The sequence below is a fragment of the Bordetella muralis genome, from assembly GCF_054781015.1.
In genome coordinates this window covers 426,272-452,368 of the sequence record NZ_BAAGVF010000008.1, presented here as the reverse complement: position 1 = coordinate 452,368, position 26,097 = coordinate 426,272, and the positions used below count along the sequence as shown (strand labels likewise).

Sequence of the window (26,097 nt, the reverse complement as noted above, 5' to 3'; positions counted from 1 at the left end):
ATACGCCGATCGCACTGCACCCCAAGGATTGAACATTGGTTCAGTCTTTGGGGTGTTTTTGTTTTCGAGGCGAAGATTTCTCTGGACGTCTGGGGACGCTGGGGCCGGTGGCTGGTTGTGTCATGTCTCTGGCGGCAGGCCCTTCGGTTGCAGATAGCGGGGGCAGGGGCAGCAACCGTTGTGAAATATCGTTCAGTGCGGCTTCGAGTTGCACGATGAGGGCTTGCGCAGCGGGCGACAGGGACCGGTCGCGGCGATGGAGCACACCGATATAGCGTCGCGCGGATGCGTCGCCCAACGGGACACAGCATAGTCCTGTGAGGTTCAGTTCGGGCAATGCCATGCGGGGCAGCACGCTGACCCCCAGCCCTTGACGCACCATGCCGGCAGCGGTGCCCATGTTGGTGACGTCATAACGCAGGGCGGTGACGGGGGCGCCTACTTCGTCCCGCACGGCGCGATCAAATTGTTGCCGCGCGTTGGATCCCTGGGATAACAAGATCAGGTCGTAGCGTAATACATCGCGCCAGTGCAGCATGCGGCGCACGTTACCCAAGGGATGGCCGGCCGGGTAGACCGCGCAAAAGCAGTCCTCGGCCAGCGGGGTAAAGGTGAGGTCGGGCGCCGGCTCGGCCTGGGCGGCGACTGCGAACTCGATCTGATTGGTGCGCAACATGGCCAGCAACTCGTCATTGTGGGCCTCGACGACGCGTACTTTTAATGCGGGATGTACGTGACGCAATGCCCCGACGGCGGCGGGTAACAGTGTCAGGGCCGTTGACGGCAGGGCGCCGAGCGCGACGTTGCCGCGTCGCACGGCAGCGAGGTCGGCCAGGCTGCGATAGGCTTCTTCCAAGTCGGCGATGGGGCGCTGGATGCGGGAATAGAAGTCTTCCCCGGCCGAGGTCAGGCTGATGGTGCGCGTGGTGCGCTCGAACAAGCGCAGTCCGAGGACTTCTTCCAGGTCCTGGATCAATGCGGTGAACGACGGCTGCGTGACGCCCAATTGATTGGCGGCATGGGTAAACGAGCCGGTATGAATGGCCAGCAAAAAGGCTTTCAGAGGGCGATATTTGATATTTATAGCCATGGACTAATAGTAGGGTAAAAATATCTATTTGTGTCTAATAATTGATCGGCTCATGATGGCGTCACCGAAGAACTCTCGGATTCAAAGACGTTATGGACGTATCAAGCCACAAGCCTTTTCGGTTGGGCGCCAAATGGCGTAGCAGCCAGGACGGCGACGCCGTCATCACTTCTATCAATCCCGCCGATGGCAGCATTGCCGGCATCGTGACGCGAGCCCTGCCTCGGGACGTTGATACGGCCGTCGAGGTCGCGCGGGATGCTTTTTTGCACAAACCGTGGCGCAAGTTGCGCCCCGATCAACGTGCCATCACGTTGTACGAGATCGGCCGGCGTCTGTCGGCCGAGCGCGAGTCCTTGGCGCGCCTGCAAATGCAGGACAGCGGCAAGCCGTGGAAAGAATGCCTGAACATGGTCGACAGTGCGGCCGGCCATTTTCGTTATTACGGGGCGGTCTGCGAGACGTGGCAGAACGAGATGACCTCGCCACGTGGGGAATATTTTTCCATGGCATTGGCCGAGCCGTTTGGCGTGGTGGCAGCGATCACGCCGTGGAATTCTCCGATCATGAATGAGGCGCAGAAGGTCGCGCCCGCACTCGCGGCCGGCAATTCGGTGTTGGTGAAGCCCTCTGAGGAAACGCCGCAACTCGCGTTGGAGTTGGCCCGCATCTGTGGCGAGGCCGGGCTGCCTGAAGGACTGGTGACGGTATTGCCGGGCCATGGCGAGGATGTGGGCGCGGCGCTGGTCAAGCACCCTGGCGTGCGTATGGTCTCGTTTACGGGGGGCACCGAGACTGGACGGGTGATCGGCGCGATCGCGGGTCAACGGTTGATCCCGGTTGGGCTTGAGCTGGGCGGCAAATCCCCGCACATGGTGTTTGACGACGCCGATCTGGATCGTGCTGTGGCCGGCGTGCTTTCAGGGATTTTTGGCTCTGCGGGGCAGAGTTGCGTCGCGGGTTCCCGCCTGTTTGTGCAGAAGTCGATCTACAGGCCGTTCATGGAAACGCTGGTGGCACGTACGCAGCAGTTGCGCGTCGGCATGCCCGACGATCCCACGACGCAAATGGGGCCGTTGGTATCGCGTGTGCATCGTGACAAGGTCGCGGACTATGTGGACGTTGGGCGCGCCGAAGGCGGCCGTGTATTGGTGGGCGGGTCTGCACCGGATCGGGCCGAGCTGGCGAATGGTTGGTTCTATCTGCCTACCGTGATTGACGGGTTGGATAACAAGGCGCGCGTGTGCCAGGAAGAAATTTTTGGCCCGGTATTGGTCGCGCTGCCGTTCGAGGACGAGGACGACGTGATCCAGCAGGCCAACGATACGCCGTTTGGCTTGGGCGCAGGCATGTGGACGGGGGATTACGCACGCGCGTGGCGCGTAGCGCGCGAAATCGAAGCCGGGTCGGTCTGGATCAACACGTATAAACAATCACATATCGCAACGCCGTTCGGCGGGTTCAAGGACAGCGGCATCGGACGCGAGAAAGGCCTGCATGGTCTGCGTCTGTACAGCCAGGTCAAGAGCTTGTACTGGGGCATGCACGAAAAACCTATGGGACTTTGACGAAAGATGAACAAGGAAAAGAAAGGCGCCGCGCTGGCGCTGGCGGATTCTCGTATCTTGATTGCTGGCGCGGCCAGTTTGGTGGGCTCGCACACCGCGGATGCGTTGCTGGCAGCGGGTGTGAAAGAAGTCATCCTGCTTGATAATTTCGCGTTCGGCACGCCGGAGGCCATCGCGCATTTGCAGGATAACCCGCGTGTAAAACTGGTGCGTGGAGATCTGATGCGGCTGCCGGATCTACTGGCGGCGACCGAAGGTGTCGACGGTGTGCTGCATTTGGCAGCGTATATGACGCTGGGTTTTGCGCAGACACCTTGGCAAGCGGTTGACGTGAACGTGCGCGGTGCGCAGAACATGTTGGAGGCCTGCCGCGCGAATAAGATAAAGAAGGTCGTGTTCGCGTCATCGAATGCTGTCTATGGCTATGGCACAGGCATTGTCGGAGCGTTGGAGGAAACCGGACCTTTTCATTCGGTGGGAGCGCCTCCAGCCGCGATTCTCTATGGCGCCTCCAAGATCATGGGCGAGCAACTGTGCCGTCAGTATTATCAGAAAGCAGGGCTGGACTATGTGGTGCTGCGCTATTCCACCGTCTACGGCGAACGGCAGCACTATCGTGCGGCGAACTCGCTGTACATCATGGAAACCTATGATCGCGTGCGCAAAGGCGAGCGTCCGGTGTTGCCGGGCGATGGCACGGATACCAAGCATTTTGTTCATGTCTCTGATGTGGCTCGCGCCAACGTCGCGGCGTTTCAGAGCGCGGCGACGGATGTGGCGGTGAACGTGTCGGGTCCTGAACCAATTACGACGGGCGAATTGGTGCGTCTGGTGCTGGACTATTGCAAGAGCGATCTGCAGCCTGAGATCAAGCCGGATCCTCCCGGGACGGTGCGTTTGACATCGGGTGGAGCGTTCCATATTCCCCATGATCGGGCCGGGCAGCATATCGGCTGGCAGCCCAAGGTGGGAATGGCCGAAGGTGTCGCTAGGCTGTTGGCTTGGCGCGAAACGCAGGAAACCCGCTAGCGTCCTTCGTTGTGCGGCGCTTTGTGATGTCACGAGCCGCCGCACAGCATCGAGAGTCCAGCGCAGACACACATAAGGTCGCAGAAAAAAGCGATCCAGGCGTTCATGAGGAGACACGAGGATGAGGTTCACAAAATGGGCCATGCTGGCATGTTTGTCGTTAGGCGTGGCGGCGCAGGCTGCCGCGGCGAATGAGTATCCCTCCCGATCTGTTCATTTGGTGGTGCCTTTTCCCGCAGGCAGTACGACGGATGCGATGGCTCGGTTTTTGGGCGAGCGTGTGGCAAAAGCGCTGGGGCAAAGCGTCATTGTGGAAAACAAGGCAGGCGCCCAAGGCAGTATTGCCGCTTCCGAAGTGAGCCGTGCCGCAGCGGACGGCTATACGTTATTGGTCGGAACCAACTCTACGCAATCGGCGAACGTACACCTGTTCAAAAAGCTGCCTTACGATCCGGCTCGGGATTTTGCGGCGATTACGCAGTTCACGATGAACCCGTTGATACTGGTGGTTCGGCCTGATTTGCCGGCGCAGGATGTGGAGCAGTTTCTCGCCTATGCCAAAGCCAATCCCGGCAAGCTCAATTACGGGACCGGCAATACCGGCAGCCTGGCGGCGGCGCAGATGTTGAAAAGCATGGCAGGGATTCAGGCGATGGAAGTGCCATACGCCGGGACCCCGCAGGCGATCACGGATTTGCTGGCAGGGCGGCTGGATTTCATGATCACCGACATCTCTGTGACGCGGCCATATATCGAGGCGGGCAAGCTGCGTGCCTTGGCCGTGACGCCGCGCGAGCGGGTGGTGTCGCTGCCCGATATTCCGACGTTTGCCGAAGCCGGTTTGCCCGACTACGAGTTTGTGGCGTGGGGCGGACTGTTCGCGCCGTCGGGGACGCCAGCGCCTGTGGTGGATCGGTTGAATCAGGTGTTCGTACAGGCGTTGCAAAGCGACGAAGCCGCGGCGTTCTTTGCCAAGCAGGGACAGCAGGCCGCGCCGCGAACACCACAGGATTTTGCGGATTATGTCGTGGCGCAGACCGATTTATGGGGCGAACTGCTCGCCGCAGCGGGTCAGAAAAAACAATAACGGCCGTTCTGCCAACTGGAAAATGAGGAGGTAGGCATGAACATCATGCATGTGGATGCAGATCGTGTTCGTCAACAAATCCTGAGTATTTTGAACGCTTGGGAAATGGCATCGGATCTGGCCCAGGTGGCGGCAGACATCATGGTCGAGACGGATCTGCTCGGTGTGGATTCGCACGGCGTGTCGATGCTGATGATGTACGAGGAGATGCGTAACGCCGGCATGCTGTCATTGCAAGCCAGGCCGACGGTAGTGCGTGATCGAGGATGCACGGCATTGTTGGATGGCGGCGCGAGTCTGGGACACCCCGTATCGTCCATGGCCATGAATCTGGCGATCGACAAAGCTCTGCTGCATGGCGTAGGCATTGTGGGGGTTCGTAATTCGCATCATTTCGGCGCTGCGGGGTTGTATGCGCGGATGGCGAGTGCTCGAGGCGTGATAGGGATGGTCACCACCGCGACCCGCGGTATATCGCTGGTGCCGCCGCGGGCATCGGTGCCTGTGCTGGGCACCAATCCCCTGGCGTTTGCAGCACCCGCCGGGCGCAATCGGCCTTTTGTGCTGGACATGTCTACGACCACGGTGGCGGCGAACAAGGTAAAGGTCTATCACCTGAACGACAAGACCATGCCGGCAGGATGGGTGGTCGATCGGTCAGGGCAGGTCGTGCGCGATCCGCATGTCGGCATGGACTATGTCTTTAAACAGCCCGATGGAGGGTTGACGCCACTCGGCGGGTCATTGGAGTTAGGAAGCCACAAAGGCTATGGCTTGGCCATGATGGTGCATATCCTGGCGGGCACGTTGATGGGCGGGTCGTTTTCTCCTATCCGCAATCGGACGCAAAAACAGGGCGATCCCGACAATATCGGCCATTTCTTTATGGCGATCGATCCCAGGGCGTTTCGTGACGAAGACGAGTTCGAGCGTGATCTGGATGCGGTCATCGACACGATGCACGCGACAACGGCGGCCAATCCGGACGAGCCCGTTCTCGTCGCCGGAGATCCCGAGGCGATGACCCACGAAAAACGCATGCGTGAAGGTATCCCCATCCCCGAGACGCTGGACGCGCATATTCGGGATATATGCAGCCGCAGCGGTGCGGCGTATCTGCTTCAGCAGTCATGACAACAACCTAGCACGGAGACAGGATGATGAAGAAGCTGAAAGGTATTATCGGTGTGTGTGCGGCTCTGAGTATGGGCCTGGCAGCGCCAACCGCGCTGGCTGCAGACTATCCCAATAAACCGGTCACGCTGGTCGTGCCGTATCCGCCGGGTGGTGCTACGGATGTGATTGCACGGTTGATCGCAGAAAAGTTGCCAGCGGAATGGGGGCAGCAAGTCGTCGTCAACAATCGTCCAGGCGCAGGAACGACGGTCGCTGCCGAAGCCGTGGCGCGCGCTCCTGGAGACGGCTACACGCTGTATATGACGACAGCCGCGCATACGATCAGCGCCAGCCTCTATAAGAAGCTCAACTACGATCCGCTGAAGGATTTTGCGCCGATTACGTTGACGTCAACGATTCCGCTGGTATTGGTGACTACGCCGTCTTTGCCTGCAAAGAATCTGGACGAACTGATCGCCTACGCCAAGAAATCACCCGATGGGCTAAGCATGGCCTCGACGGGAAACGGTACGCCACAGCACCTGACGGGCGAACTCTTCAAGGCGAGAACCGGAATCAATCTGGTGCACGTGCCGTACAAGGGCGATGCGCCGATGCTGACCGACTTGATTGGTGGACAGGTACAGATGGCATTCGTGACCTTGTCGGCGGCGTTGCCGCACATTCAGTCTGGAAAGCTGCATGCCATCGCGCTGGCGCATTCTCGCCGGGTCGATGCGATCAAGCAGGTGCCGACCATGGAAGAAAGCGGCATGAAGGATTTTGAGGCAGCTACCTGGTTTGGGTTGTTTGCGCCCGCCAGCATGCCGGACGGGCTGCGCGAAAAAATCTATCGCGACGTCGCCAAGATCGTCTCAACCCCCGATATGACGAAGAAGCTGCAGGACATGGGTGGCGATGTGAACAATAGTTCGCCCAAGGAATTCCAGGCATTTATCAACGACGAGGCTGCTCGTTGGGCAGAAGGCGTAAAGCTCTCAGGCGCGCAGATCGATTGATCGGTGATACGGCACATAGTCGAGAGGAGAACCAAGCATGAGTGATTCGGATCAGGCGTTGTTGGCGCGTTGCGCGGCAATCGGCACTAGCACGTGGGCGGACGCGATGGATACGTTGGGTATCGCGGGCGTCACGCAAGGGATTACGCGTCGGGCAGGGCTGGGGCGCATCGTGGGGTTTGCGGTGACCGCCAGGCATGTATGGGGAGAGCTGGGGGATTTTGAGAAGGCAGATTTTGCGGTAGGCCGGCTCGTCGCCGCCACCGGCCCTGGCCGGGTGTTGATGGTCGATGCGGGTGGCACATGCATCTCGACCTTTGGCGGTATTGCATCCTTGGCAGCCTCGAAGCGGGATGCGACTGCTGTCGTGATCGACGGCGCATGCCGTGATGTGGACGAAATCCAGGCAACGGGCCTGTGGCTCGCCAGCCGCCATGTCACGCCGTTGACAGGCAAGACGCGATTGCGTCTGCAGGCCATGGGTGAGCCAGTCACGATAGGGGGCGTCGAGGTCGAGGAAGGCGATCTGGTGGTCGGCGACGACACCGGTCTGGTGGTGATTCCGCGGGGGCGTGTGGACGAGGTGTTGGTCGCCGCGCAAGAGGCGCTGGCGGTAGACGAGCGCGTGGAGCAAAGCGTCCGCGAAGGCATGTCATTCGCGGAGGCGGCCGCTGCAGCCAACTATATCCCGGCGAGCACGGGAGCGGGGAAGTGACAGCAGCGTACGACATCGTCCAGGTGGCATCGCTGGGGCAGGTGTTTGATGATCGTCTGGCGGCGCACTATCGGGTCCTGCAAACCTGGCATTCCCCACAGGGAATGATGGCATATCCCGAGGCGCTGCAGGGCGTGCGCGTGGCGGTAACCTCAGTCCGATATGGATTTACGCGTGCCATGTTTGACGCGCTGCCCGCGTTAAAGGCTGTATGCAGCTGGGGCGTCGGCCACGATACCTTGGATCTGCAGGCGGCGGCGCAGCGTCATGTCGAGGTGAGCACTACCCCCGATGTGCTGGATGATTGTGTGGCCGATCTCGCGTGGGCGCTGTTGTTGTCTGCAGCGCGGCGTACCGCGGTGGGCGATCGTTATGTGAAGGCAGGGCAATGGCGTGAGCTGGGGCAGTTCCCACTGGCCACTAAAGTATCGGGAAAACGATTAGGTGTTTTAGGGCTGGGTCGCATCGGCGAGGCGATTGCCAGGCGCGCATCGGGTTTCGAGATGGAGGTCCGTTATCACAATCGGACGCCGCGTGCGCAGGCTCCTTATGGTTATGAGGCGTCGCTGGTTGATCTGGCGGTGTGGGCTGATTTTCTTGTCGTCGCCTGTGTGGGCGGGCCGAGTACGCGGCATCTGGTGAATGCGTCAGTGATTCGCGCGTTGGGGCCGCAGGGCATTCTGGTCAATATCGCGCGGGGCAGTGTGGTCGATCAAGCTGCGTTGATAGCGGCGCTGCGCGAGGGCGAACTAGGCGGCGCGGGTTTGGATGTGTTGGAGCAGGAGCCCGCATCCGCGACGGAATTCGCCGCGCTGGATCAGGTGTCGCTGATGCCTCACGTGGGCAGTGCTACGCGGGAAACGCGGGCGGCGATGGCTGATCTGGTGTGGGACAACGTCGTCGCGTTCATGCAGTCCGGCAGATTGTTGACGCCGGTAATGCGGGAGCAGACGCCATGACACCGTCAGTGCTGTTGGCGGATCTGGCGGCGTGCGTCGGCGAGGGCCATGTGCTGACGGGAAACGACGCCGATCCGTATTTGACCGATTGGCGTCGCGCCATCACGGGCCGTGCATTGGCAGTTGTGCGGCCGGCCAGTCGCGACGAGGTTGCACAGGTCGTGCGGCGATGTGCGGCAGCCGGCGTGCCGGTGGTACCCCAGGGAGGAAATACCGGTCAAGTGGCCGCTGCCACGCCCGATGACAGCGGCCGTGCGGTGGTGTTGTCATTGTTGCGTATGAACAGCGTACGCAATATCGATCTGGATACCGACACCATTACGGTAGAGGCGGGTTGTGTGTTGCAAGCCGTCCAACAGGCCGCGCGCGAGGCAGGTCGATTATTTCCTCTGTCATTAGGGGCAGAAGGCAGCTGCACGATCGGCGGCAATCTGGCGACGAATGCGGGTGGAACACAGGTATTGCGGTACGGCAATGCACGGGAGCTCGCGCTGGGGTTGGAGGTCGTCACGCCGCAAGGCGAAATCTGGCATGGACTGCGTTGCCTGCGCAAAGACAATACGGGATATGACTTGCGCGATCTGTATATCGGCAGCGAGGGCACACTCGGTGTCATTACGGCTGCGGTGTTGAAACTTTTTCCCTTGCCACGCGCACAGCGCACGGCATTGGCGGTGACGTCCGGACTGCACGAGGCTTTATCGCTGTTGCAGCGTGCCCGAGCGGGGTTTGGGGCAGGCCTGACTGCGTTTGAAGTCATGTCAATGCACTGTCTGTGGGATGTGACAACGGCTTTTCCGCAACAGCGTCTACCTTTTTCGGCGACGGCGGAGCATTCGTGGTGCGTGCTGTTGGAGTTATCGGATAACGAAAGCGAACAGCACTCGCAGGATCAGTTAGAGGCGGTATTGTCCGCAGCACTGGAGGCCGGCGAGGTACAGGATGTCGTCGTGGCGATGTCCGAGTCGCAGAGTGTCGAGTTCTGGACCTTGCGCGAGAGCATCACGCTGGCGCTCGCGTTGGCACCGGCGTGCGTCAAGCACGATATTTCATTGCCGACCTCCAGGATTCCTGAGTTCGTACGCGGTACGGATCAGGCTTTGGCTGCTGCGTTTCCCGGTGTGGAGATGCGCGTTTTTGGTCATCTGGGTGACGGTAATCTGCACTACAACCTCTTGCCGGCGCCAGGTGCAGTGGAGGCGGATATCCAACGTCTCGTCCACGATCGTGTGCATGCGGCAGGCGGATCCGTCAGCGCTGAACAAGGTATTGGCCAACGCCGCATCGAGGATTTGCGGCGCTACAAAAACGATGTCGAGCTGGCCTTGATGCACCGAATCAAAACAGCACTGGACCCGCAAAGCGTGATGAACCCCGGCAAGGTATTGCCCCCTTGGCCATAGCGTCCTGTCGTTGGATACAGATGCTCTTTACAGAGTCATGTTCCGGCGGCCTTCATTCTTATTCATATCCAGGAGAATAGTCATGTTTCATTCATGCAAGTCCATTGCGCGCGCGGTATTTTCGGTGGCAACGCTGTGCGCCACACTGCCGGCCTGGGCCTGGCCGGATCGGCCCATTGAGCTGATCGTGGGGTTTGCGCCCGGCGGTGGCACGGATATCACGGCTCGATCGCTGGCCGTGTTTTTGGAGAAAGAGCTGGGAACGACAGTGGTCGTGCAAAACAAGCCCGGGGCGTCCAGTGCTATTGCGCTGTCTTACGTGGCTCGCGCCAAGCCGGATGGTTACACGCTGGCCATGACGAATATGCCGGGGTTGGTGTCGTTACCGATCGAGCGCGATGCGGGGTTTACCACGGCTGATTTCACGTATTTGGCGAATTTGGTACGTGATCCGAGCGCATTCAGCGTCGCCAGCAACAGTCCCTATCAGACGCTGGAGTCGCTGATCGCCGACGCCCGCGCGAATCCCGGGTCGATAAGCTATGGCTCTACCGGTGTGGGGACCGATGATCATCTGGCATTGGTGCTGTTCCAGAGTTTGACGGGAACCAAGTTGAACCATGTGCCTTACAACGGCGCGGGGCCGCTGCGCAGTGCCGTGCTGGGTGGCCATACTGTGATCGGTGGGCTGAATCTGGGCGAGGTCATGCCGTATCACGGCAAGAATATGCGTGTGCTGGCGCAGGCCAGCGAAAAGCGCTCGCCGCTGGGCCAGGATGTGCCGACATTCAAGGAGCAGGGTGTCGATCTGGTGTTTGCATCCGAGCGCGGTATTGTGGCACCCAAGAATTTACCGCCGGAGGTATCGGAGAAATTGCGTCAGGCATTGGGCAAGGTGGCGGCCAATCCCGATTTTCAAGCGCAGATGAAGCAGCAGTTTACGGAAATGGATTATCTCGATGGGCCGCAGTGGCAAGAGCGGCTGAAAGGCGATGATGCCCGTTTGCGTGACATCTGGGCCAAGACGCCATGGGTTGAGTGACGCGCTATGTTGATTGTCGCAATGACAGTTTGAATGCCTTGTCAAAGGCAGCATATCCGCTGGGTGTGACGGCTACGGCACGCGTGCCCTCCAGGCGCCTCACCCAGTCTTGCTTTACGTAGTGCGATAGCATCGCAGCACCGAGCGTGCCTGCGATATGGTGGCGGCGCTCGCTCCAGTCCAGGCATGCGCGGCAGAATACGCGGCCGGATCTTTTGGGCTTGGATTCGATGCTGATGCTGTCGATATCCATGCCCAAGATCGCGAGTGCGTCGACGCCCTTTGGCGTCAATGCTCCTACCTCGGCCGTTAATTCGATGTGCCCCGCGTCGACCATGCTGTCGGTGATCGCCACGGCAATTTCACCGGCCAGATGGTCGTAGCAGGTGCGGGCGTAGCGTAACGCCTTGTCGCGCGGCCCGGTGATGACGCGGGGGCCTCGCGCTGCGGCGCCTTGTTCGCGCTCGATGGAGACGGACATGATCTGTTCCAGCATGCGGGCGACCGATGGGGTAGCAAGGCGGTGATAGTGATGACGGCCTTGTTTTTCCCGGGCTAAGAGTCCTGCGTCAGTCAGTTTTGCCAAATGTCCGCTGGCGGTCTGAGGCGAGATGCCGGCGATGTGAGCGAGCTCGGAGGCGGTCAGGGCGCGGCCATCCATGAGGGCGGCGAGCATGTTCGCGCGCGCCAGGTCGCCGATGAGGGCGGCGGTTTCGGCGAGTGAGGCGGTGCTGACCATGACGGCTCCTGTGATAAATCCGTTTTTGGATTTCAGTCAGCTTAGCAATTTTTTTTGCTGGCGATACTACGGTCTGGACCGTAGCATAGGCGCGTCGACACACGGCACAGTGTGGGCTCTGATTCTTTGGAGCGTCTACGGGATGGCTAACGAATTTGCGTTACCACAGTATCGTTTTTTCGGGCCCTGGGTGATCCGGGCGGCGTTTGTGATGGCCATGTTCGGCTGGGGCGTGGGTTTTTACGGGCCTTCGATTTATCTGGCCGAGGTGATTGCGCGTACGGGATGGTCGTTGCAATGGGTGTCGACGGCAGTGACGGTCCATTTTTTGTTCGGCGCATTGGTGGTGGCGAATTTGCCACGCGTGCATGCCCGGTTGGGATTGGCGCCGAGTATTGCGGTAGGGGCGGTGTGTACGGCGCTGGGCGTGTTTGGCTGGGCGATGGCTGCGCAACCCTGGCAATTGTTTGTGGCGGCCCTGGTCAGTGGTTCGGGCTGGGTGATGATGGGTGCGGTGGCCGTCAATGCGGTGATTGCGCGATGGTACGCCGCGGGCCGGCCCTCTGCGCTGGCCAAAGCATATAACGGCGCCAGTATCGGCGGGGCGATTTTTGCGCCCTTGTGGGTCGCGCTGATACACGGCCTGGGGTTTCCTGCGGCAGCAGGGCTGGTCGGGGTGGTGATGATCACGGTCATCGCGGCGTTGAGTGTGACGGTTTTCTCCAAGACTCCACAGAGCGAGGGGCAATCGCTGGATGGCCGCGTGACTGCGCACGAGACGGTAGGCAAGGCCTCGTCGTCAGCGCGTGGTGTGCTATCGGGCAGGGCACTGTGGCGGGATCGCGCCTTTGTCACGCTGTCGTTAGGGATGGCAATCGGCTTGTTTGCACAGATTGGTTTGCTGGCACATCTGTTCAAACTGTTGCTGCCGATGCTTGGTGCGCAGCCCGCAGGGTGGTTGATGGGAGGGGGCACGGCGTGCGCCATTATCGGCCGCATGGTGGCGGCACGGGCGATGGGCTATGTAGGAGATCGACGCACGATCGCGGCGGCCAGCTATTTCATGCAGGCGATCGGCTCTGCGGTGTTGTTGGTCGCGCCGGCGGGTGCTGTTTGGCCCTTGGTGGTAGGTGTCGCGTTGTTGGGGGCGGGGATCGGTAATGCTACGTCGTTGCCGCCCTTGATCGCACAAACGGACTTTGCATCACAGGATGTGCCGCGCGTGGTGGCGTTGATTGTGGCGATCAGCCAGGGGACTTATGCGTTTGCGCCGGCTATTTTTGGGGCGTTGCAGCAGTCTGCAGTCGATGCGCCGGTTGCTATTGGACATCAAGCGAGTGCGCTTTTTGTGACGGCGATGGTGATTCAGTTGGCGGCCGCTCTCGTATTCTTGGTGGGCCGGCGTCGTGACAGCAGATGACAGACGCAAAGCTGACTTCTACGCTTTGCGTCCGGCTCGATATCAATTGGCCTTGAATCCCGTGGCCTTGACGACGGCAGACCAGCGTCGGGCTTCGCTGTCTAGCAGGCGTTGCAGATCTTGCCGCGTGGACCCCACTACGATAAAGCCCGCATCTCCTAGCGTTTTTGCGGCTTCGGGGGTGCGCAGCGCAGCAGCGCTTTCTGTTTGCAGGCGATCCAGAATGTCTGCGGGCGTGCCCGCCGGGGCGAACAGAGCGAACCATGCGCCGAAGTCGACTTTTCCGTAGCCGGCTTGGACAAAGGTGGGCACTCCGGGTAGGGCGCTGGAGGGCTTGGCACCTGTGATGGCCAGGGCGCGCATTTTGCCGCCTTTTACTTGTGGTGCGGCCAAGGCGGTGGTGACGAATTCGGCTTGTACGCTGCCCGAGACCAATCCGGACACGGCATCACCGGTGGATCGGTAATGGACGGGTTCGATTTGCATGCCGACTTCGCGTGCGAACAGTTCAGCGCCAAAATGGCCCGGTGTGCCCGCGCCGAATGTGCCGAAGTTCACGCGGTCCTTTGAGGCCTTGCCGGCCTTGATGAAGTCGGCCAGCGTTTGATAGGGTGAGCTCGCGGGTACGACCAGGACGAAATCGGCGCGTACTACTTCGGAAATCGGTGCAAAGTCTTTGGCCGGATCGTAGTTCAGGTTGTTATACGTAGCAGGTGAAATGCTGATGGATCCGACTTCGCCCAATAGCAGGGTGTAGCCATCGGCCGGGCTGCGAGCAACGGTTTGTGCGGCGATCTGGCCGCCCGCGCCTGCGCGGTTTTCTACGACGACGCTTTGTTTCAGACGTTCGCCCAGTTGCTGCGAGAGCGTGCGAGCAACAATGTCAGGTCCTGTGCCGGGCGGGAAGCCGACGTTCAGGCGTATGGGCGCGTTCGGATACTGTGCGAGGGAGATGGCGGGCAAGCACAGCATGGCTGTGACGAGCAGTCGGCGCAGGAGGGATGGCATGGGATGTCTCCGTGTCGGTGATGTGAGCTGCCAGTACGTTGCTGGTGGCGATAAGTATTGATGGAACAGTGGTGTGATGAGCGTGGGGATGGGGGCGGCTGATAGAACCGTCAACGCTTTCTCAGCAAACTCGGTAAAAGCACAACTCAACGTGATCGGGAAAGCGTGCGCCGGTGCCGATGAATATCTGTTCGTGCAACCAGCTCAATTCAGGCGCGGCCGTTTCGAATCGTGGATAGCTGCGAAAGTAGATGCGCGATGGATCGACTTTTTCGCCGCGGGCCAGTTTCGCGATGTCTTCGGCGCTGCCGGTGCGGATACCTGTGTTCTCGACATATACGCGATGCCCGTCGGTCGTTTCGATCACGTAGCGTGCGTGAATATCGGTATACGTGGCTGAACGGATCGACTGAAAATCCGCGCCGCCGGGCAGGATGGTGCCGTTGAGCTTGGGGCCTGTGACGGTGCCGCCCAGAATCGGAATGACGCGGCGACGGCCCTGCGGGGTGTCTCCAACCTCTTGCGGCGGGCCGACTTGTACGTGCAGCGTGGCGAGGTGTTCGAGTTTCGGAGGCGTGGGCTCGGTTGGGGTAGCGGCGTTCATTTTTTTTCTCCGGTGTGACGGCGCAGCGCGGCGGGATCAAAGCCCGCCAGCTGCTTATAGCGCAGCGATACGGCTTGCAGTTCGTGTTCGGGGATGACGTCGGCGATGTTGGCAAAGCCTTGCGGGGCGCGCTCTTCGGCCATTTGCATGACTTGCTCGGGGCCGTTCAGGCGATTGCGCAGCACGATGCCTGCGGTGCGCGGTAGACGTTCTGCTTCGTATTCGAGCAGGGCCGTCTCGAGTGCGCGGACGTTGCCTTGTTGTGCCTGAGCCAGGCTGTTTGCCAGACAGCGTGCATCCAGGATGGCCTGTGCTGAGCCGTTCGAGCCTATGGGATACATGGGGTGTGCTGCGTCGCCTAGCAACGTGAGACGGCCTTTGGTCCAGCGCGGCAGGGGATCGCGATCGACGAGCGGGAATTCGTAGATGGCCTGCGCGCCGTCGATGATCGAGGGAATGTCAATCCAGTCCCAACGCCAGTCGGCGAATCGATCGGCAAACACGGATTTGTCTACGCGGCGATTCCAGTCGGTGGCAGGCAGCGTCGCATCGGGAATAGCCAGCTCGGCGATCCAGTTGATGAGCGAACGGCCTTGGCGATGCAAGGGAGCCGAGATGGGATAACAGACAAACTTCTGATCCTGATGGCCCGCCATGAACATCGTGCAGCCATCCAGATAGGGCGAAGCCTCGGTGACGGCGCGCCACAGCATGCGGCCAGAGAATCGTGGCTCGTCGCCGGTGGGATAAAACTGTTTGCGCAAGGCCGAATGGATGCCGTCGGCGCCGATCACGGCATCGCCCACCGCAGTGTGCAACGAGCCATCGGCGCGGTTGCGGAAATGCGCACGCGCTGTATTGCCGTCATTCTCTGCAGATTCCAACACCACGCCGGTGACGATGGCATCGTCGCCGAGCCGCGCGCGTACGGCTGCGGCCAGCAGCATCTGAAACTCGCCACGATGTATCGAGAACTGCGGCAGCGGATAGCCCGCTTTCAGGCCGCGTGGTTCTTGCCAAATGGGCTGGCCGAGCTTGTTGTAGTAGTGCAGTGCGGATGTCGGGATGGCGTGTTCGGCCAGCGTATCCAAGAGGCCCAGAGGCTCCAGTTCGTTTACGGCGTGGGGTAGCAGGTTGATACCCACGCCCAGCGGACGCAGTTCTTGCGTGCTCTCATAGACGCGACTGTTGATGCCTCGCTGATGCAGCATCAGGGCCAGCGTCAGCCCACCTATGCCGCCGCCGGCAATCACGATATTCATGGGTCTCTCTCCAACTTGCGGGTCCAGCGTATGCCGTCAATTTATATTGTTATGTACCATAACAAATTGGGTGTCTGCATCGGCACTGGTACTAACCCGTACGAAACACGGTTCGGCAGGTAGCGTTATCCGCTGGTCTCAGGTAGTGTGTAGTTCCCTTTGATCTCTTTCATAGCCATGCCTTCCGCCTCTGCATCGCGCCCGCGCCGACCCGCTGCCCGTGGCGAACACTTCGATCCGCATGTCGCCGGTATCGAATACGGCGCCTTGGACTCGCTGGTGGGCTATGCCATCCGGCGGGCACAGATTTCTATTTACGAGGATTTTCTGGCGGCGTTGGCGCCATGGGACATTACGCCGCAGCGATTCTCGGCGTTGACGTTGATCGCCGAGAATGCAGAGTTGAAGCTTACTGACCTCGCGCGTATTCTCGGTATCGCGCGCTCGGGCGCTGTGCAATTGGTGGATCAGTTGCAGGCGATGGGCTACGTCACGCGCCGCGATGCGGCAGCAGACAAGCGGGCCTATGCGTTGACACTGACGTCCGCCGGGCGGCGTGCGTATAACAGTGTCACTCGTGCGGTAAAGGCCCATGATCAACGTATCAGCGCGCAATTGAGTGATGCCGAGCGTGAGCAACTGATCGTGTTGTTGGGGCGGCTTGGGTGAATTCGAAATTACCGATCGGGAATATTTTCCAGGGAGTGTCGTTTTTTGAATATTAAAATTCCCGATCGGTAATTTTTGGTCGACATCGACCCGTCAGGCCACATAAAATTACCGATCGGGAATTAGGAAGGCACAATCATGGCAACCGATTCGATACCGCTCGATGTGTACGCACCGACCAAGGTCCGCACTGCCGCAGAGTTGGGCAGACTCGTCAAAACGGTACGAGCGGATCAAGCCTTGCTCCAGACAGACTTGGCTGGGCTTGCTGGGACGGGCAACCGATTTGTGGTCGATCTGGAGCGAGGCAAGCCGACGTTGCAGTTGCAAAAGGTGCTCGACATGTTGGATCTGCTGGGATTAGAGGTTGTGATTCAACGTAAACGCGGGGATTTTTGATGGCGACAGTGGATGCGTTGGATGTCTATGCCGCAGGACGTTGTGTCGGGCGTCTTTTTGACGAGCAGCCTTTGCGGTTTCGCTATGATCCGGCTTGGTTGACGTGGTCCGAGGCGAGGCCGATCGCGCCGAGCCTCGGTTTAGGGCAACAAGATCACGTTGGTGACCATGTGCTCGCGTATTTCGAAAACCTGCTGCCAGAGGGGCATATCCGGCGGTTTTTGTCCGTCAGCCGCCATGCCAGCACGGCATTTGGGTTGCTGCGCAGTGTAGGCGGAGATACCGCAAGTGGGTTGACGATTGTGCCGCAAGGCGAAAAACCGGCACCACCCGGTTATCGGCCGACGACGTGGGTGGATATTGCCCAGCAGTTGCAGCACGCAGTGATCCCCGCCTTGGCTGCCGAAAACGCGGAAGGCACTCGCATATCTTTGGCGGGGGCACAGGACAAGCTATTGCTGATGGTGCTGCCGGATGGTGTTCCAGCGATTCCGCAAGGCACGGCACCCTCGTCGCATATTCTCAAACCAGATATTCGCGGTTTGGACGGAGTCTGGTCATCGGCATTGAATGAAGCGATGGTCATGAAGCTGGCCTCGGCGCTGGGGCTGCAAGCAGCCGAGGTCGAGTATCAACCGGATACGCGTGCTTGTCTGGTGCGACGATATGACCGCAGGGCTGATGGGGCAGGAGGCTTGGCTCGGCTGCATCAGCTGGATTTGTGCCAACTGGCGGGCACGCCATCGGCGGTGAAGTACGAGAGCGATGGCGGTCCGACACTGGCGCAATGTCGCGAAATCCTGCGGCGCATGGGGGTGAAGGCGCAGGATATGCAACGATTCGTGCGCTGGGTGTTCTTTAACTTGTTCGTGGGTAATAACGATAGTCACGCCAAGAATCTATCGGTGATGCAGGATACCGGAGACGCCTGGCGGATGACGCCGTTCTACGATTTGATGTGTACGGCTATCTATCCCGGGTTATCGCGACGGTTCGCATTTCGGATCGGTGGTGAGGCGCTGCCCGGCAAGATCGGTGTGGAACAACTGCAGGGTTTGTCGCAGGATCTCGGTTTTTCAGATCGTTATGTATTGCGGGCAGGACGTGAGTTGGCCGAGCAGTTGCCTGCCGCATTGGGGCAGGTAGCCGCGGAGTTACGGAATCAGACTCGGCCAGGTACGGAGCATACGTTGCTTGAACGATTGGAGCAGTGGATCCGCAGCAATACGCGCAAACATGTGGCTCGGTGGGAATTACGATAGGGGCAGCGTCAGCACGCCCTGCGTCGCCGGGCGCATCATCAGGCGGCGGTACCAGACGTTCAAGGCGGGTGTCGCGGGACGCTCGATCGGCATCGCCAGCCAGCGGTGAGCAACGCAGCCCAGGACGATGTCGGCCATGGTGAGATGGCTGCCGGCGATGTATTCCTTGTTTTGCAGGGCGCTTTCCAGGATCAGGCCCAGGCTGTTGGTTTTGCGCGTCGATGCTTCGATGGCCGCGTGATTGCGTTGATCTTCAGGTGTGCGGATCAGGCCCAGAAATGCCGGGCCCATAGCAGACTGCCATTCGGTCGCGGTCCAGTCCATCCAGCGGTCGGCCTGCGCCCGCACGGCGACGTCGGTGGGCCAGAGGGTGCCTTCGCTGTAGCGTGCCGCCAGGTAGCGGACGATGGCATTGGATTCCCACAGGATCAGGCCGCCGTCGTCGATGACGGGGACTTTGCGGTTGGGGTTCATGGCGCCGTATTCGGGCGTGTCCAGGCCACCGAATTTGCCGCCGACTTGTTCCGTGGTGTGCGGCAGCGCGAGTTCGCGCACGGTCCACATGACTTTTTGTACATTGACCGAGCTTGAACGTCCCCAGATTTTCAGCATCATGATTCCTTAGGTTTGCGGCGCAAGTTGGCGCCGCGCAAAGCCAGTCATACGGCCAAAGCGCGACCACTTGAATGCGGGCCCAGGGTCGGTCTTGCGCCCTGGGGCAATGTGCTCGTGGCCCCACGCCGCGCGCAGCGGATAGCGGGTGCGCAACACGCGGGTCAGTTTGGCCAGACTGGTGTACTGGGCATCAGTGTAGGGCAGGAAGTCCGTGCCCTCGAGTTCGATGCCCAGAGAAAAATCATTGCAGCGTTCGCGGTTTTCAAATCGCGAGACGCCAGCGTGCCAGGCCCGCTTGTCGGTCGATACGAATTGTACGATCTGGCCGTCACGCCTGATGAAGAAATGCGCTGATACCCGCAGGCCTCGCAGTCGTTCGAGCCAGGGGTGGGCGGAATAGTCCAGGCGGTTCAGAAACAAACCGGCGACGTGCGGGCCGCCAAATTGGTTCGGCGGCAGGCTGATGTTGTGGATGACCAGTAATGAAACCGTGGACCCGGCAGGGCGCGCGTCATGGTTGGGCGAGGGTAGCAGGCGCACCGCAGGAGCAGGCCTCAGCCACCCGTGTCGATCAAGCTGTAAAGACATAGATGCGGCTCGTTAATGGTAACTGTAAGCCTAATTATGCCTGCCTTGCTTGATGCATCAACTGGATGCCACGTTACGGCATGTGTGATCAGGTTAACGCTTGCCCAATCGCGCGTGCTCGTTGCTGCACCAGGTCTTGCCTGCGATCAGCAGCGCCTCTGAGCGCGGCAAATGCACGCCGCAGTGCGCACAGCGCACCATGGATTCGACGGGGCCGCTGCCGGGCTGGCGCGCAGGGGCGCTCGGGGGAGGCTTGGCTGCGGCGCTGCGCCTGGCGCTATTGCGGGCCGACACGATGCGCATCACCACCATGACCGCCAGGATGATGACGACCCAGATTAACAACTTGCCCACTTCAACTCCGATGAAGAATGACTTCCAGTACAAACCGGCTGCCGGTGTAGGCCAGGATTAGAAAGGCGAATCCGGTCAGTGTCCAGCGCAACGCGACGCGGCCGCGCCAGCCGCGAATGTGGCGGCCCAGCAGTAATACTCCAAAGGTCAACCATGACAACAGTGTGAAAACCGTTTTGTGGTCAAAGGGCAGGATCTTGCCCGTCAGGTCCATCGAGGCGATGGAGCCGGTGATGACGGCGGCCGTCAGGACAGCGAAGCCGATCCAGATGACACGAAACAACAGCCGTTCCTGGACGAGTAGCGGCGCCTGGGCATCGAGGACGCGGCCGATGAGGCTGCGTTCCGCAGGGGCTTCGAGCGGACGGTGCAGGTGGCGGTCGAGCAGGGCCATTAGCAGGGCGTGCAGGGCCGCCACCGTGATCAGGGCATAGGCCGCCAGGGCAATGAGCAGGTGCACGCGCAGGGAACTGTCTTCGGCGTGGGGGACGAGCTGCCCCTGGGGAAACAGCGCCGCGAGGGCGCAGATCACCGTGGCGGCTGGCAATAGCAGTAGCTGCAGCCCGTCAATGTGAACCAGCAGGCTTTCCAGCCAGAACACCACCATGCCCAGCCATACCGTGGCGGACAGGGCGAGCGCCCATCCGATGAACAGATGCGAGCCGCCCAGCATGGCCTGATACAAGCCGATACCGTGCAGAACCAGGGCGCCCAGCAGGCTCGCACGGGCGACTTTGCCCGCTTTTTCGACGCTGCCTGCACCTTTCAGGCGCCACCAGAGGGCCCCGCCGAGCACGGCGTAGGCCAGGGCGGCCGCTGCGTGAAATACAATGCCTAATGACATAAAAACCGTTGTCTGGATGGGGCCTCTCAGGCGCTAGTCGCTGGCAGGGGTGAAAACCCCCTGCTGCCCGGGCCACCGTTCAATCAACTAGTGTAAGCGGAAACGCCTCTCATGCTCGATAACCTGACTCAACGTTTGTCGCGCGTCGTCAAGACGCTGCGCGGCGAAGCCCGCCTGACCGAGGCCAACACGCAGGAAATGCTGCGCGAAGTGCGCATGGCCCTGCTCGAGGCTGACGTAGCCTTGCCCGTCGTGCGCGATTTCGTCGCACGCGTCAAAGAAAAAGCCCTGGGCGAAGAAGTCGTCGGCAGCCTCAGCCCTGGCCAAGCCCTGGTGGGCGTGGTCAGCAAAGAGCTGACCGCCCTGATGGGCGGTGACCTGGGCGCTGGTGCCGGCGACCTGTCGCTGGCCGTGCAGCCTCCCGCCATCATCCTGATGGCCGGTTTGCAGGGGGCGGGTAAAACCACCACCACCGGCAAGCTCGGCCGCTGGCTGGCCGAGGGCAATCACACCCAAAATGGCCGCAATACCGGCAAGAAAAAGGTTCTGACGGTTAGTGCCGACGTTTATCGCCCGGCCGCTATCGACCAGCTGAAGGCCGTCGCGGCCCAGGCAGGTATCGATTTCCTGCCCTCGGATCCCAGCCAGAAACCCGAGGACATCGCCCGCAACGCCGTCGATCACGCCCGCCGCCATCACTATGATGTGCTGATTCTGGATACGGCCGGCCGCCTGGGTATCGACGAAGCCATGATGCGCGAGATCCGCGCGCTGTACGATCTGGTCAAACCCGTCGAAACGCTGTTCGTGGTCGACGCGATGCAGGGGCAGGATGCGGTCAACACCGCCAAGGCCTTTGCCGACGCGCTGCCCCTGACAGGGGTGGTGCTGACCAAGCTGGATGGTGACGCACGCGGCGGCGCGGCCCTGTCCGTGCGGCATGTGACTGGCAAACCCCTGAAATTCGTCGGTGTTTCGGAAAAACTGGATGGCCTGGAGCCTTTCCACCCCGACCGTATGGCGCAGCGCGTGCTGGGCATGGGCGACATTGTGTCGCTGGTCGAGCAGGCACAAAAGAACATCGATATCGCCGAGGCGCAAAAGCTCGCGACCAAGCTCAAATCGGGCAACAAGTTCGATCTGAACGATTTCCGCGAGCAATTGGGCCAGGTGAAAAAGCTGGGCGATATGGGGTCGCTGCTGGAAAAGCTGCCTTCGCAGTTTCAACAGGCTGCCGGTCAACTGCAGGGCGGCCAGGCGGAAAAGCAGCTGCGCCGTACCGAAGGCATCCTGAACTCGATGACGGCTGCCGAACGCGCCAAGCCTGAATTGATCAAGGCCTCGCGCAAACGCCGTATTGCTGCGGGCTCCGGCGTCCCGGTGCAAGAGGTCAACCGTTTGCTGTCCCAGTTCGAGCAAATGCAGGGCATGATGAAGCAAATGAAAAAGGGCGGTATGGCCAAGATGATGCGCGCCATGGGCGGGATGAAGGGCCTGGGGCGCTTTGGCGGGATGCGCTGAATCTCACCCGGACGGCAACGCTCGTACAAAGTCAATGAATGCCCGTAGCGGCGCAGGGACTAATTGCCGGCCGGGGTAATACAAGAATGGCCCCGAGAACGATTGCCACCAGGATTCCAGTATGGGTTCCAGTGCGCCGCTCTCGAGGTGCGGGCGCAGCCAATCCTCGAACAGGTGAATGACACCTGTGCCGGCGATGGCCGCATCCACGGCGAGGTCGACGCCACCCCCGAGTTGCACCAGCAGTGAACCGCTCGGGTTGATGGTTACCACTTTGCCGCTACGCTCGAATTCCCAGGGGTAAATGGTGCCGCTGCTGAAGCGGCCACGAATGCAGTTGTGGTTGAGCAGGTCTTTGGGATGTTTGGGGCGGCCGTGCCGATCCAGGTAGGCGGGCGCGGCGGCCGTGGCTGCGCGTTGGAGGCGCGGGCCTATCGGGATGGCAATCATGTCCTGCTGCAGGCGTTCTTCGTAGCGGATACCCGCATCGCAACCGGCAGTAATCACGTCGACGAAACTTTCTTCGACCATGATTTCTACCCGTACATCCGGGTAGGCAGCCATGAATCCCGGCAGAATCGAGGGCAGCACCAGGCGCGCGACGCTGGCGGGTACGTTCAGGCGCAACGTGCCTGTAGGACCGCTGCGAAATTGATTCACGACGTCAATGGCGGCTTCAACCTCATTGAGGGCAGGGCCCAGCCGTTCCAATAATCGTTGCCCGGCCTCGGTGGGGGCGACGCTGCGCGTTGTGCGATTGAGCAATCTGACGCCCAGTTGGGTTTCCAGACGGCGTACGGCTTCGCTCAAGCCTGAGGCGCTGGTGCCTGTCAGACGCGCGCCATCGCGAAAACCGTTTGCTCGTGCAACCGTCACGAATGCATGCAAGTCGCCTAGATCTGTCTTCATTGTTCGGATTTTCGCACAACTTGTGCGCTTTATGATGGATTGTCGTACATGTGCCCCACGCGTACATTTCCGATGTCGTTTAGGAGAAATCACATGACGAGTCTTGAAAAAGCCGGCTGGTATTCATTAGGTCCCCGCAGGGTCCATCGTCTGGGCTATGGCGCGATGCAGTTGGCCGGTGCTGGCGTATTTGGTCCGCCGAAGGATCGAAACGCCGCAGTGGCTGTATTGCGAGAGGCGATCGAACTAGGTGTCGATCACATCGACACCAGCGATTTTTACGGTCCGCATATTACGAACCAGATCATTCGTGAGGCCTTGCACCCGTATCGTGATGATCTGACTATTGTGACCAAGATCGGCGCCAAGCGCGGCGCCGACGCTTCCTGGCTGCCAGCGACATCGCCGGATGAGCTAACGCAGGCTGTTCACGACAATCTGCGCAATCTCGGTCTGGATGTGCTTGATGTCGTTAATCTACGCAGCACAATCAGCATGTACGGTCCGGCGGAGGGATCGCTAGAGCCGCAGGTGACGGCAATGGCCGAGCTCCAGCAGCGCGGCTTGATTCGTCATATCGGATTGAGCAATGTGACGCGCCGACAGATTGAGGACGCTCGGCATATCTGCCCCATCGTTTGCGTGCAGAATCTGTATAACCTGGCCCACCGTGATGATGATGGGTTGATTGATACCTTGGCGGCCGAGAGCATTGCCTATGTGCCGTTTTTTCCGCTAGGCGGGTTTTCACCATTGCAGTCGTCGACGCTGTCTCATGTCGCTACGAGGCTGGAGGCGACCCCGATGCAGGTGGCATTGGCGTGGTTGTTACGCAGATCTCCCAATATTCTGTTGATTCCCGGGACGTCTTCGGTGGCGCATTTGAGGGAAAACCTGGCGAGCGCAGAGATCTCTTTGCCTGAGGGTGCGATGGCGGCGCTGAATGATCTGGATGGCGTGAAAAAGGGAGTGGACGTATCGCCGGCCGTTTAGCTCGGACGTAGGCATCCACGAAAAAAACGGCCAGACGGGAGTCTGGCCGAGTCAACCAGTGCGAACGGGGATTGTTCGCGCTGGTCCAAACCGGCAAACGCTGCGGGGCTTGCCGGTTTGTGCTGTGGTGTTCAGTTCAGCGGCGGGATGCGCAGTACTTGGCCCGGATAGATCTTGTCCGGATGCGTCAGCATGGGTTTGTTGGCTTCGAAAATCACGGTGTGCTTGGCGCCCTGGCCGGCACCGTAGTGAGCCTCGGCGATTTTCCAGAGGTTGTCGCCTTTTTTGACGGTGTACATCTGGGCTTCGGGGGCGGCTTGTTTGGCGGTCAGTTGGTTGTCCACTGAGGCCACACCGACAGTGTTGCCGAGCGCCAGCGTGATTTTCTCGGCTTCTTCGGTCGAGGCCGCTTCGCCGGTCACGGTGACTTTGTCGCCATCGACTTGAATGTTCAGGCCATCGGCACTCAGACCGTGCTTGTCCAGTTCCTTCTTCAGTTCATCTACCGATGCCGCCTGGGCTTCGCTGGCGCCAAACAGTTTTTCGCCGACATCTTTAATAAAGCTGAGCAGACCCATAGTGTTTCCTCTTTTAGACTGTTAAGAAACGTTAAGTGCTTGTTGGCAGGAGATGGCGTGATTTAGCTTGCTGACGACATCTTCTGGGAACCCATTATGGGCCGATTCCGTGAACGCTGTGCTCTTCTCGTGCTGATAATAAGTAATTAAACGTTACTCAATGGGCGCATGCAGGGCGCCAGCCGCTGTACGCCGGGTCAATTTCCAGACATGGGCGGGCGGCACATTGGCAATGACCGTGTCGACACGCCGCGCCCGCAGGCCGAGGCGATCGAGCACACGTTGTCGAACCGGGCAACGTGGTCCATATGTAAATAGGACCATTGAACCGCCGGGGCGCAGTTGAGCAAATGTGCTGCGCAAAATGCCAATCTGCTGTTTCACTGGCATATTCAACAAGGGCAGCCCACAGACGGCGACGCCAGCCAAGCAGTCGGCAAACAATGGCACGCCGACCAGTTTCGCGGCATCCCCTTGATAAACATAGGCGTCGGGGAAATCGTGCCGCAATTGCTGCGCGAACTGCGGATCCATTTCCACCAAGGTCAACTGCGCCGATGTCAGGCCGCGCGCCACCAGGGCACGGGTAAAGGACCCGGTGCCTGCCCCCAATTCGAGGCACGGCCCCGAACTGGGCGTGATATCGCGCGTCATGGCGGCGGCCAGGCGGGCGCTGGACGGCCAGATAGCGCCGATGCCTTTGGGATTGGCGCGCCAGGCGCGCAGAAAACGTATGCGCTCAGCCACCCAGGAATGGCGGCTAATGCGACTCGCAACATGCCCGGTGGCGCGGCCTGCAACCCCTGCGATACGAAACAGTCGCGAGCCTACGGGCAGACCGGGCTCTTCTCCGGTCCGGAACTTGAGCAGCATATGAACTCCTGTGAGCAGAGCTGGCTTGCCGCCACGCAATAGACGTGCTTCTTGCGAGCCAACATCAAACACAGGCGCCAGCGTACTACGTGGTTGGCCTTGCGCAAGTACTAACTTCGTTTGGGTAGCTCACCGTTGATAATTTTCACATTCTGTGTCGGATATTCCTGATCGGGACACGCTTAGTCACGCCTGCGTGCCCCAGGTCAGTGCAACCCGCGATTCAGCCTCCGCCGACGGCCACTACGATTTCGATTTGGTCGCCGTCTTTCAGTACGGTGGCGTCGTGCTGGCTCTTGGGAACGATTTCGCCATTGCGTTCGACCGCCACGCGTTTGCCTGCGTAGCCCAGCGTCTGGAGCAGTTCGATGACCGTGGTGTCCAGCGGGAATTCGCGTGCGGCACCGTTGAGCGTGATGTGCATGATGGCT

The 26,097-nt window shown here is 60.2% G+C and carries 28 protein-coding genes; 15 read left to right on the top strand and 13 right to left on the bottom strand.

Annotation, left to right across the window (positions count from 1 at the left end):
* Positions 1-40 precede the first annotated feature (40 nt).
* The gene (locus ACYVIT_RS19820; RefSeq protein ID WP_415804200.1) at positions 41-1,090 is read right to left on the bottom strand and encodes a LysR family transcriptional regulator; all 1,050 of its coding nucleotides are present in this window, start codon (positions 1,088-1,090) and stop codon (positions 41-43) included.
* Positions 1,091-1,182: 92 nt separating this feature from the next.
* Between ACYVIT_RS19820 and ACYVIT_RS19815 the strand changes: the two genes are divergently transcribed.
* The 9 genes from ACYVIT_RS19815 to ACYVIT_RS19775 all read left to right on the top strand — a co-directional run bounded on the left by ACYVIT_RS19815 (position 1,183) and on the right by ACYVIT_RS19775 (position 11,028).
* Positions 1,183-2,658, top strand: coding sequence for an aldehyde dehydrogenase (locus ACYVIT_RS19815; protein WP_415804198.1), 1,476 nt, complete (start codon positions 1,183-1,185; stop codon positions 2,656-2,658).
* Between the two features lie 6 nt (positions 2,659-2,664).
* Positions 2,665-3,687, top strand: a complete 1,023-nt coding sequence (locus ACYVIT_RS19810; protein ID WP_415804197.1) for an NAD-dependent epimerase/dehydratase family protein — start codon at positions 2,665-2,667, stop codon at positions 3,685-3,687.
* A 121-nt stretch (positions 3,688-3,808) separates the two neighbouring features.
* Complete coding sequence (locus ACYVIT_RS19805) at positions 3,809-4,774, top strand: Bug family tripartite tricarboxylate transporter substrate binding protein (RefSeq protein WP_415804196.1); 966 nt, start codon at positions 3,809-3,811, stop codon at positions 4,772-4,774.
* Positions 4,775-4,810: 36 nt separating this feature from the next.
* Positions 4,811-5,908 (top strand): Ldh family oxidoreductase, encoded by a 1,098-nt coding sequence (locus tag ACYVIT_RS19800; protein WP_415804195.1) that lies wholly within the window; start codon positions 4,811-4,813, stop codon positions 5,906-5,908.
* A gap of 23 nt (positions 5,909-5,931) precedes the next feature.
* A complete protein-coding gene (locus ACYVIT_RS19795; RefSeq protein ID WP_415804194.1) occupies positions 5,932-6,909 on the top strand; it encodes a Bug family tripartite tricarboxylate transporter substrate binding protein in 978 nt (325 codons plus the stop codon).
* Positions 6,910-6,946: 37 nt separating this feature from the next.
* Entirely contained in the window at positions 6,947-7,624 is a 678-nt protein-coding gene (locus tag ACYVIT_RS19790; protein ID WP_415804193.1) for an RraA family protein, read from the top strand.
* Positions 7,621-8,583, top strand: coding sequence for a 2-hydroxyacid dehydrogenase (locus ACYVIT_RS19785; protein WP_415804192.1), 963 nt, complete (start codon positions 7,621-7,623; stop codon positions 8,581-8,583). The genes ACYVIT_RS19790 and ACYVIT_RS19785 overlap by 4 nt, the downstream gene beginning before the upstream one ends.
* On the top strand, positions 8,580-9,986 hold the full coding sequence (locus ACYVIT_RS19780; RefSeq protein WP_415804191.1) for an FAD-binding oxidoreductase: 1,407 nt from the start codon (positions 8,580-8,582) through the stop codon (positions 9,984-9,986). Before ACYVIT_RS19785 ends, ACYVIT_RS19780 begins: the two co-directional genes overlap by 4 nt.
* A gap of 82 nt (positions 9,987-10,068) precedes the next feature.
* Positions 10,069-11,028, top strand: coding sequence for a tripartite tricarboxylate transporter substrate binding protein (locus tag ACYVIT_RS19775; protein ID WP_415804190.1), 960 nt, complete (start codon positions 10,069-10,071; stop codon positions 11,026-11,028).
* 4 nt (positions 11,029-11,032) lie between these two features.
* Here the strand turns inward: ACYVIT_RS19775 and ACYVIT_RS19770 are convergent, their stop codons facing one another.
* Positions 11,033-11,767, bottom strand: a complete 735-nt coding sequence (locus ACYVIT_RS19770) for an ArsR/SmtB family transcription factor (RefSeq protein ID WP_415804189.1) — start codon at positions 11,765-11,767, stop codon at positions 11,033-11,035.
* A 142-nt stretch (positions 11,768-11,909) separates the two neighbouring features.
* Here ACYVIT_RS19770 and ACYVIT_RS19765 point away from each other — a divergent pair, with 142 nt between their 5' ends.
* Positions 11,910-13,187: an MFS transporter gene (locus tag ACYVIT_RS19765; RefSeq protein ID WP_415804188.1), complete on the top strand. Its 1,278-nt coding sequence runs from the start codon at positions 11,910-11,912 to the stop codon at positions 13,185-13,187.
* A gap of 42 nt (positions 13,188-13,229) precedes the next feature.
* Here ACYVIT_RS19765 and ACYVIT_RS19760 read toward each other — a convergent pair whose 3' ends face one another.
* The 3 genes from ACYVIT_RS19760 to ACYVIT_RS19750 form a co-directional block, all read right to left on the bottom strand.
* On the bottom strand, positions 13,230-14,195 hold the full coding sequence (locus tag ACYVIT_RS19760; RefSeq protein WP_415804187.1) for a Bug family tripartite tricarboxylate transporter substrate binding protein: 966 nt from the start codon (positions 14,193-14,195) through the stop codon (positions 13,230-13,232).
* A gap of 121 nt (positions 14,196-14,316) precedes the next feature.
* On the bottom strand, positions 14,317-14,799 hold the full coding sequence (locus ACYVIT_RS19755; protein WP_415804186.1) for a DUF3237 domain-containing protein: 483 nt from the start codon (positions 14,797-14,799) through the stop codon (positions 14,317-14,319).
* Positions 14,796-16,061 carry a flavin-dependent oxidoreductase gene (locus tag ACYVIT_RS19750; protein WP_415804185.1) on the bottom strand — a complete coding sequence of 422 codons (1,266 nt, stop codon included), beginning with the start codon at positions 16,059-16,061 and terminating at the stop codon, positions 14,796-14,798. The genes ACYVIT_RS19755 and ACYVIT_RS19750 overlap by 4 nt, the downstream gene beginning before the upstream one ends.
* Before the next feature lie 177 nt (positions 16,062-16,238).
* On the opposite strand from ACYVIT_RS19750, the gene ACYVIT_RS19745 reads away from it, so the two are divergent.
* From ACYVIT_RS19745 to ACYVIT_RS19735, 3 genes are all read left to right on the top strand, one after another.
* Positions 16,239-16,730, top strand: coding sequence for a MarR family winged helix-turn-helix transcriptional regulator (locus ACYVIT_RS19745; protein ID WP_415804184.1), 492 nt, complete (start codon positions 16,239-16,241; stop codon positions 16,728-16,730).
* A gap of 138 nt (positions 16,731-16,868) precedes the next feature.
* Entirely contained in the window at positions 16,869-17,129 is a 261-nt protein-coding gene (locus ACYVIT_RS19740) for a helix-turn-helix domain-containing protein (RefSeq protein ID WP_415804183.1), read from the top strand.
* Complete coding sequence (locus ACYVIT_RS19735; RefSeq protein ID WP_415804182.1) at positions 17,129-18,391, top strand: type II toxin-antitoxin system HipA family toxin; 1,263 nt, start codon at positions 17,129-17,131, stop codon at positions 18,389-18,391. Before ACYVIT_RS19740 ends, ACYVIT_RS19735 begins: the two co-directional genes overlap by 1 nt.
* On the opposite strand, the gene ACYVIT_RS19730 is transcribed toward ACYVIT_RS19735, so the two are convergent.
* From ACYVIT_RS19730 to ACYVIT_RS19715, 4 genes are all read right to left on the bottom strand, one after another.
* On the bottom strand, positions 18,383-19,003 hold the full coding sequence (locus tag ACYVIT_RS19730; RefSeq protein WP_415804819.1) for a glutathione S-transferase family protein: 621 nt from the start codon (positions 19,001-19,003) through the stop codon (positions 18,383-18,385). The genes ACYVIT_RS19735 and ACYVIT_RS19730 overlap by 9 nt on opposite strands.
* A gap of 9 nt (positions 19,004-19,012) precedes the next feature.
* Positions 19,013-19,594 carry a 1,6-anhydro-N-acetylmuramyl-L-alanine amidase AmpD gene (gene ampD / locus ACYVIT_RS19725; RefSeq protein ID WP_415804181.1) on the bottom strand — a complete coding sequence of 194 codons (582 nt, stop codon included), beginning with the start codon at positions 19,592-19,594 and terminating at the stop codon, positions 19,013-19,015.
* Positions 19,595-19,687: 93 nt separating this feature from the next.
* Complete coding sequence (locus tag ACYVIT_RS19720; RefSeq protein WP_415804180.1) at positions 19,688-19,948, bottom strand: PP0621 family protein; 261 nt, start codon at positions 19,946-19,948, stop codon at positions 19,688-19,690.
* A gap of 1 nt (position 19,949) precedes the next feature.
* Entirely contained in the window at positions 19,950-20,792 is an 843-nt protein-coding gene (locus tag ACYVIT_RS19715) for a cytochrome C assembly family protein (protein ID WP_415804179.1), read from the bottom strand.
* A 111-nt stretch (positions 20,793-20,903) separates the two neighbouring features.
* On the opposite strand from ACYVIT_RS19715, the gene ffh reads away from it, so the two are divergent.
* On the top strand, positions 20,904-22,313 hold the full coding sequence (gene ffh, locus ACYVIT_RS19710) for a signal recognition particle protein (protein ID WP_415804178.1): 1,410 nt from the start codon (positions 20,904-20,906) through the stop codon (positions 22,311-22,313).
* Positions 22,314-22,316: 3 nt separating this feature from the next.
* On the opposite strand, the gene ACYVIT_RS19705 is transcribed toward ffh, so the two are convergent.
* Positions 22,317-23,222 carry a LysR family transcriptional regulator gene (locus ACYVIT_RS19705; protein ID WP_415804177.1) on the bottom strand — a complete coding sequence of 302 codons (906 nt, stop codon included), beginning with the start codon at positions 23,220-23,222 and terminating at the stop codon, positions 22,317-22,319.
* A gap of 93 nt (positions 23,223-23,315) precedes the next feature.
* On the opposite strand from ACYVIT_RS19705, the gene ACYVIT_RS19700 reads away from it, so the two are divergent.
* Positions 23,316-24,215 (top strand): aldo/keto reductase family oxidoreductase, encoded by a 900-nt coding sequence (locus ACYVIT_RS19700; RefSeq protein WP_415804176.1) that lies wholly within the window; start codon positions 23,316-23,318, stop codon positions 24,213-24,215.
* A 131-nt stretch (positions 24,216-24,346) separates the two neighbouring features.
* On the opposite strand, the gene lysM is transcribed toward ACYVIT_RS19700, so the two are convergent.
* The 3 genes from lysM to thiS all read right to left on the bottom strand — a co-directional run bounded on the left by lysM (position 24,347) and on the right by thiS (position 26,090).
* Positions 24,347-24,793 (bottom strand): peptidoglycan-binding protein LysM, encoded by a 447-nt coding sequence (gene lysM, locus ACYVIT_RS19695; protein ID WP_415804175.1) that lies wholly within the window; start codon positions 24,791-24,793, stop codon positions 24,347-24,349.
* 153 nt (positions 24,794-24,946) lie between these two features.
* Positions 24,947-25,666 carry a class I SAM-dependent methyltransferase gene (locus tag ACYVIT_RS19690; protein ID WP_415804174.1) on the bottom strand — a complete coding sequence of 240 codons (720 nt, stop codon included), beginning with the start codon at positions 25,664-25,666 and terminating at the stop codon, positions 24,947-24,949.
* Positions 25,667-25,889: 223 nt separating this feature from the next.
* Entirely contained in the window at positions 25,890-26,090 is a 201-nt protein-coding gene (thiS, locus tag ACYVIT_RS19685; protein ID WP_415804173.1) for a sulfur carrier protein ThiS, read from the bottom strand.
* Positions 26,091-26,097 lie beyond the last annotated feature (7 nt).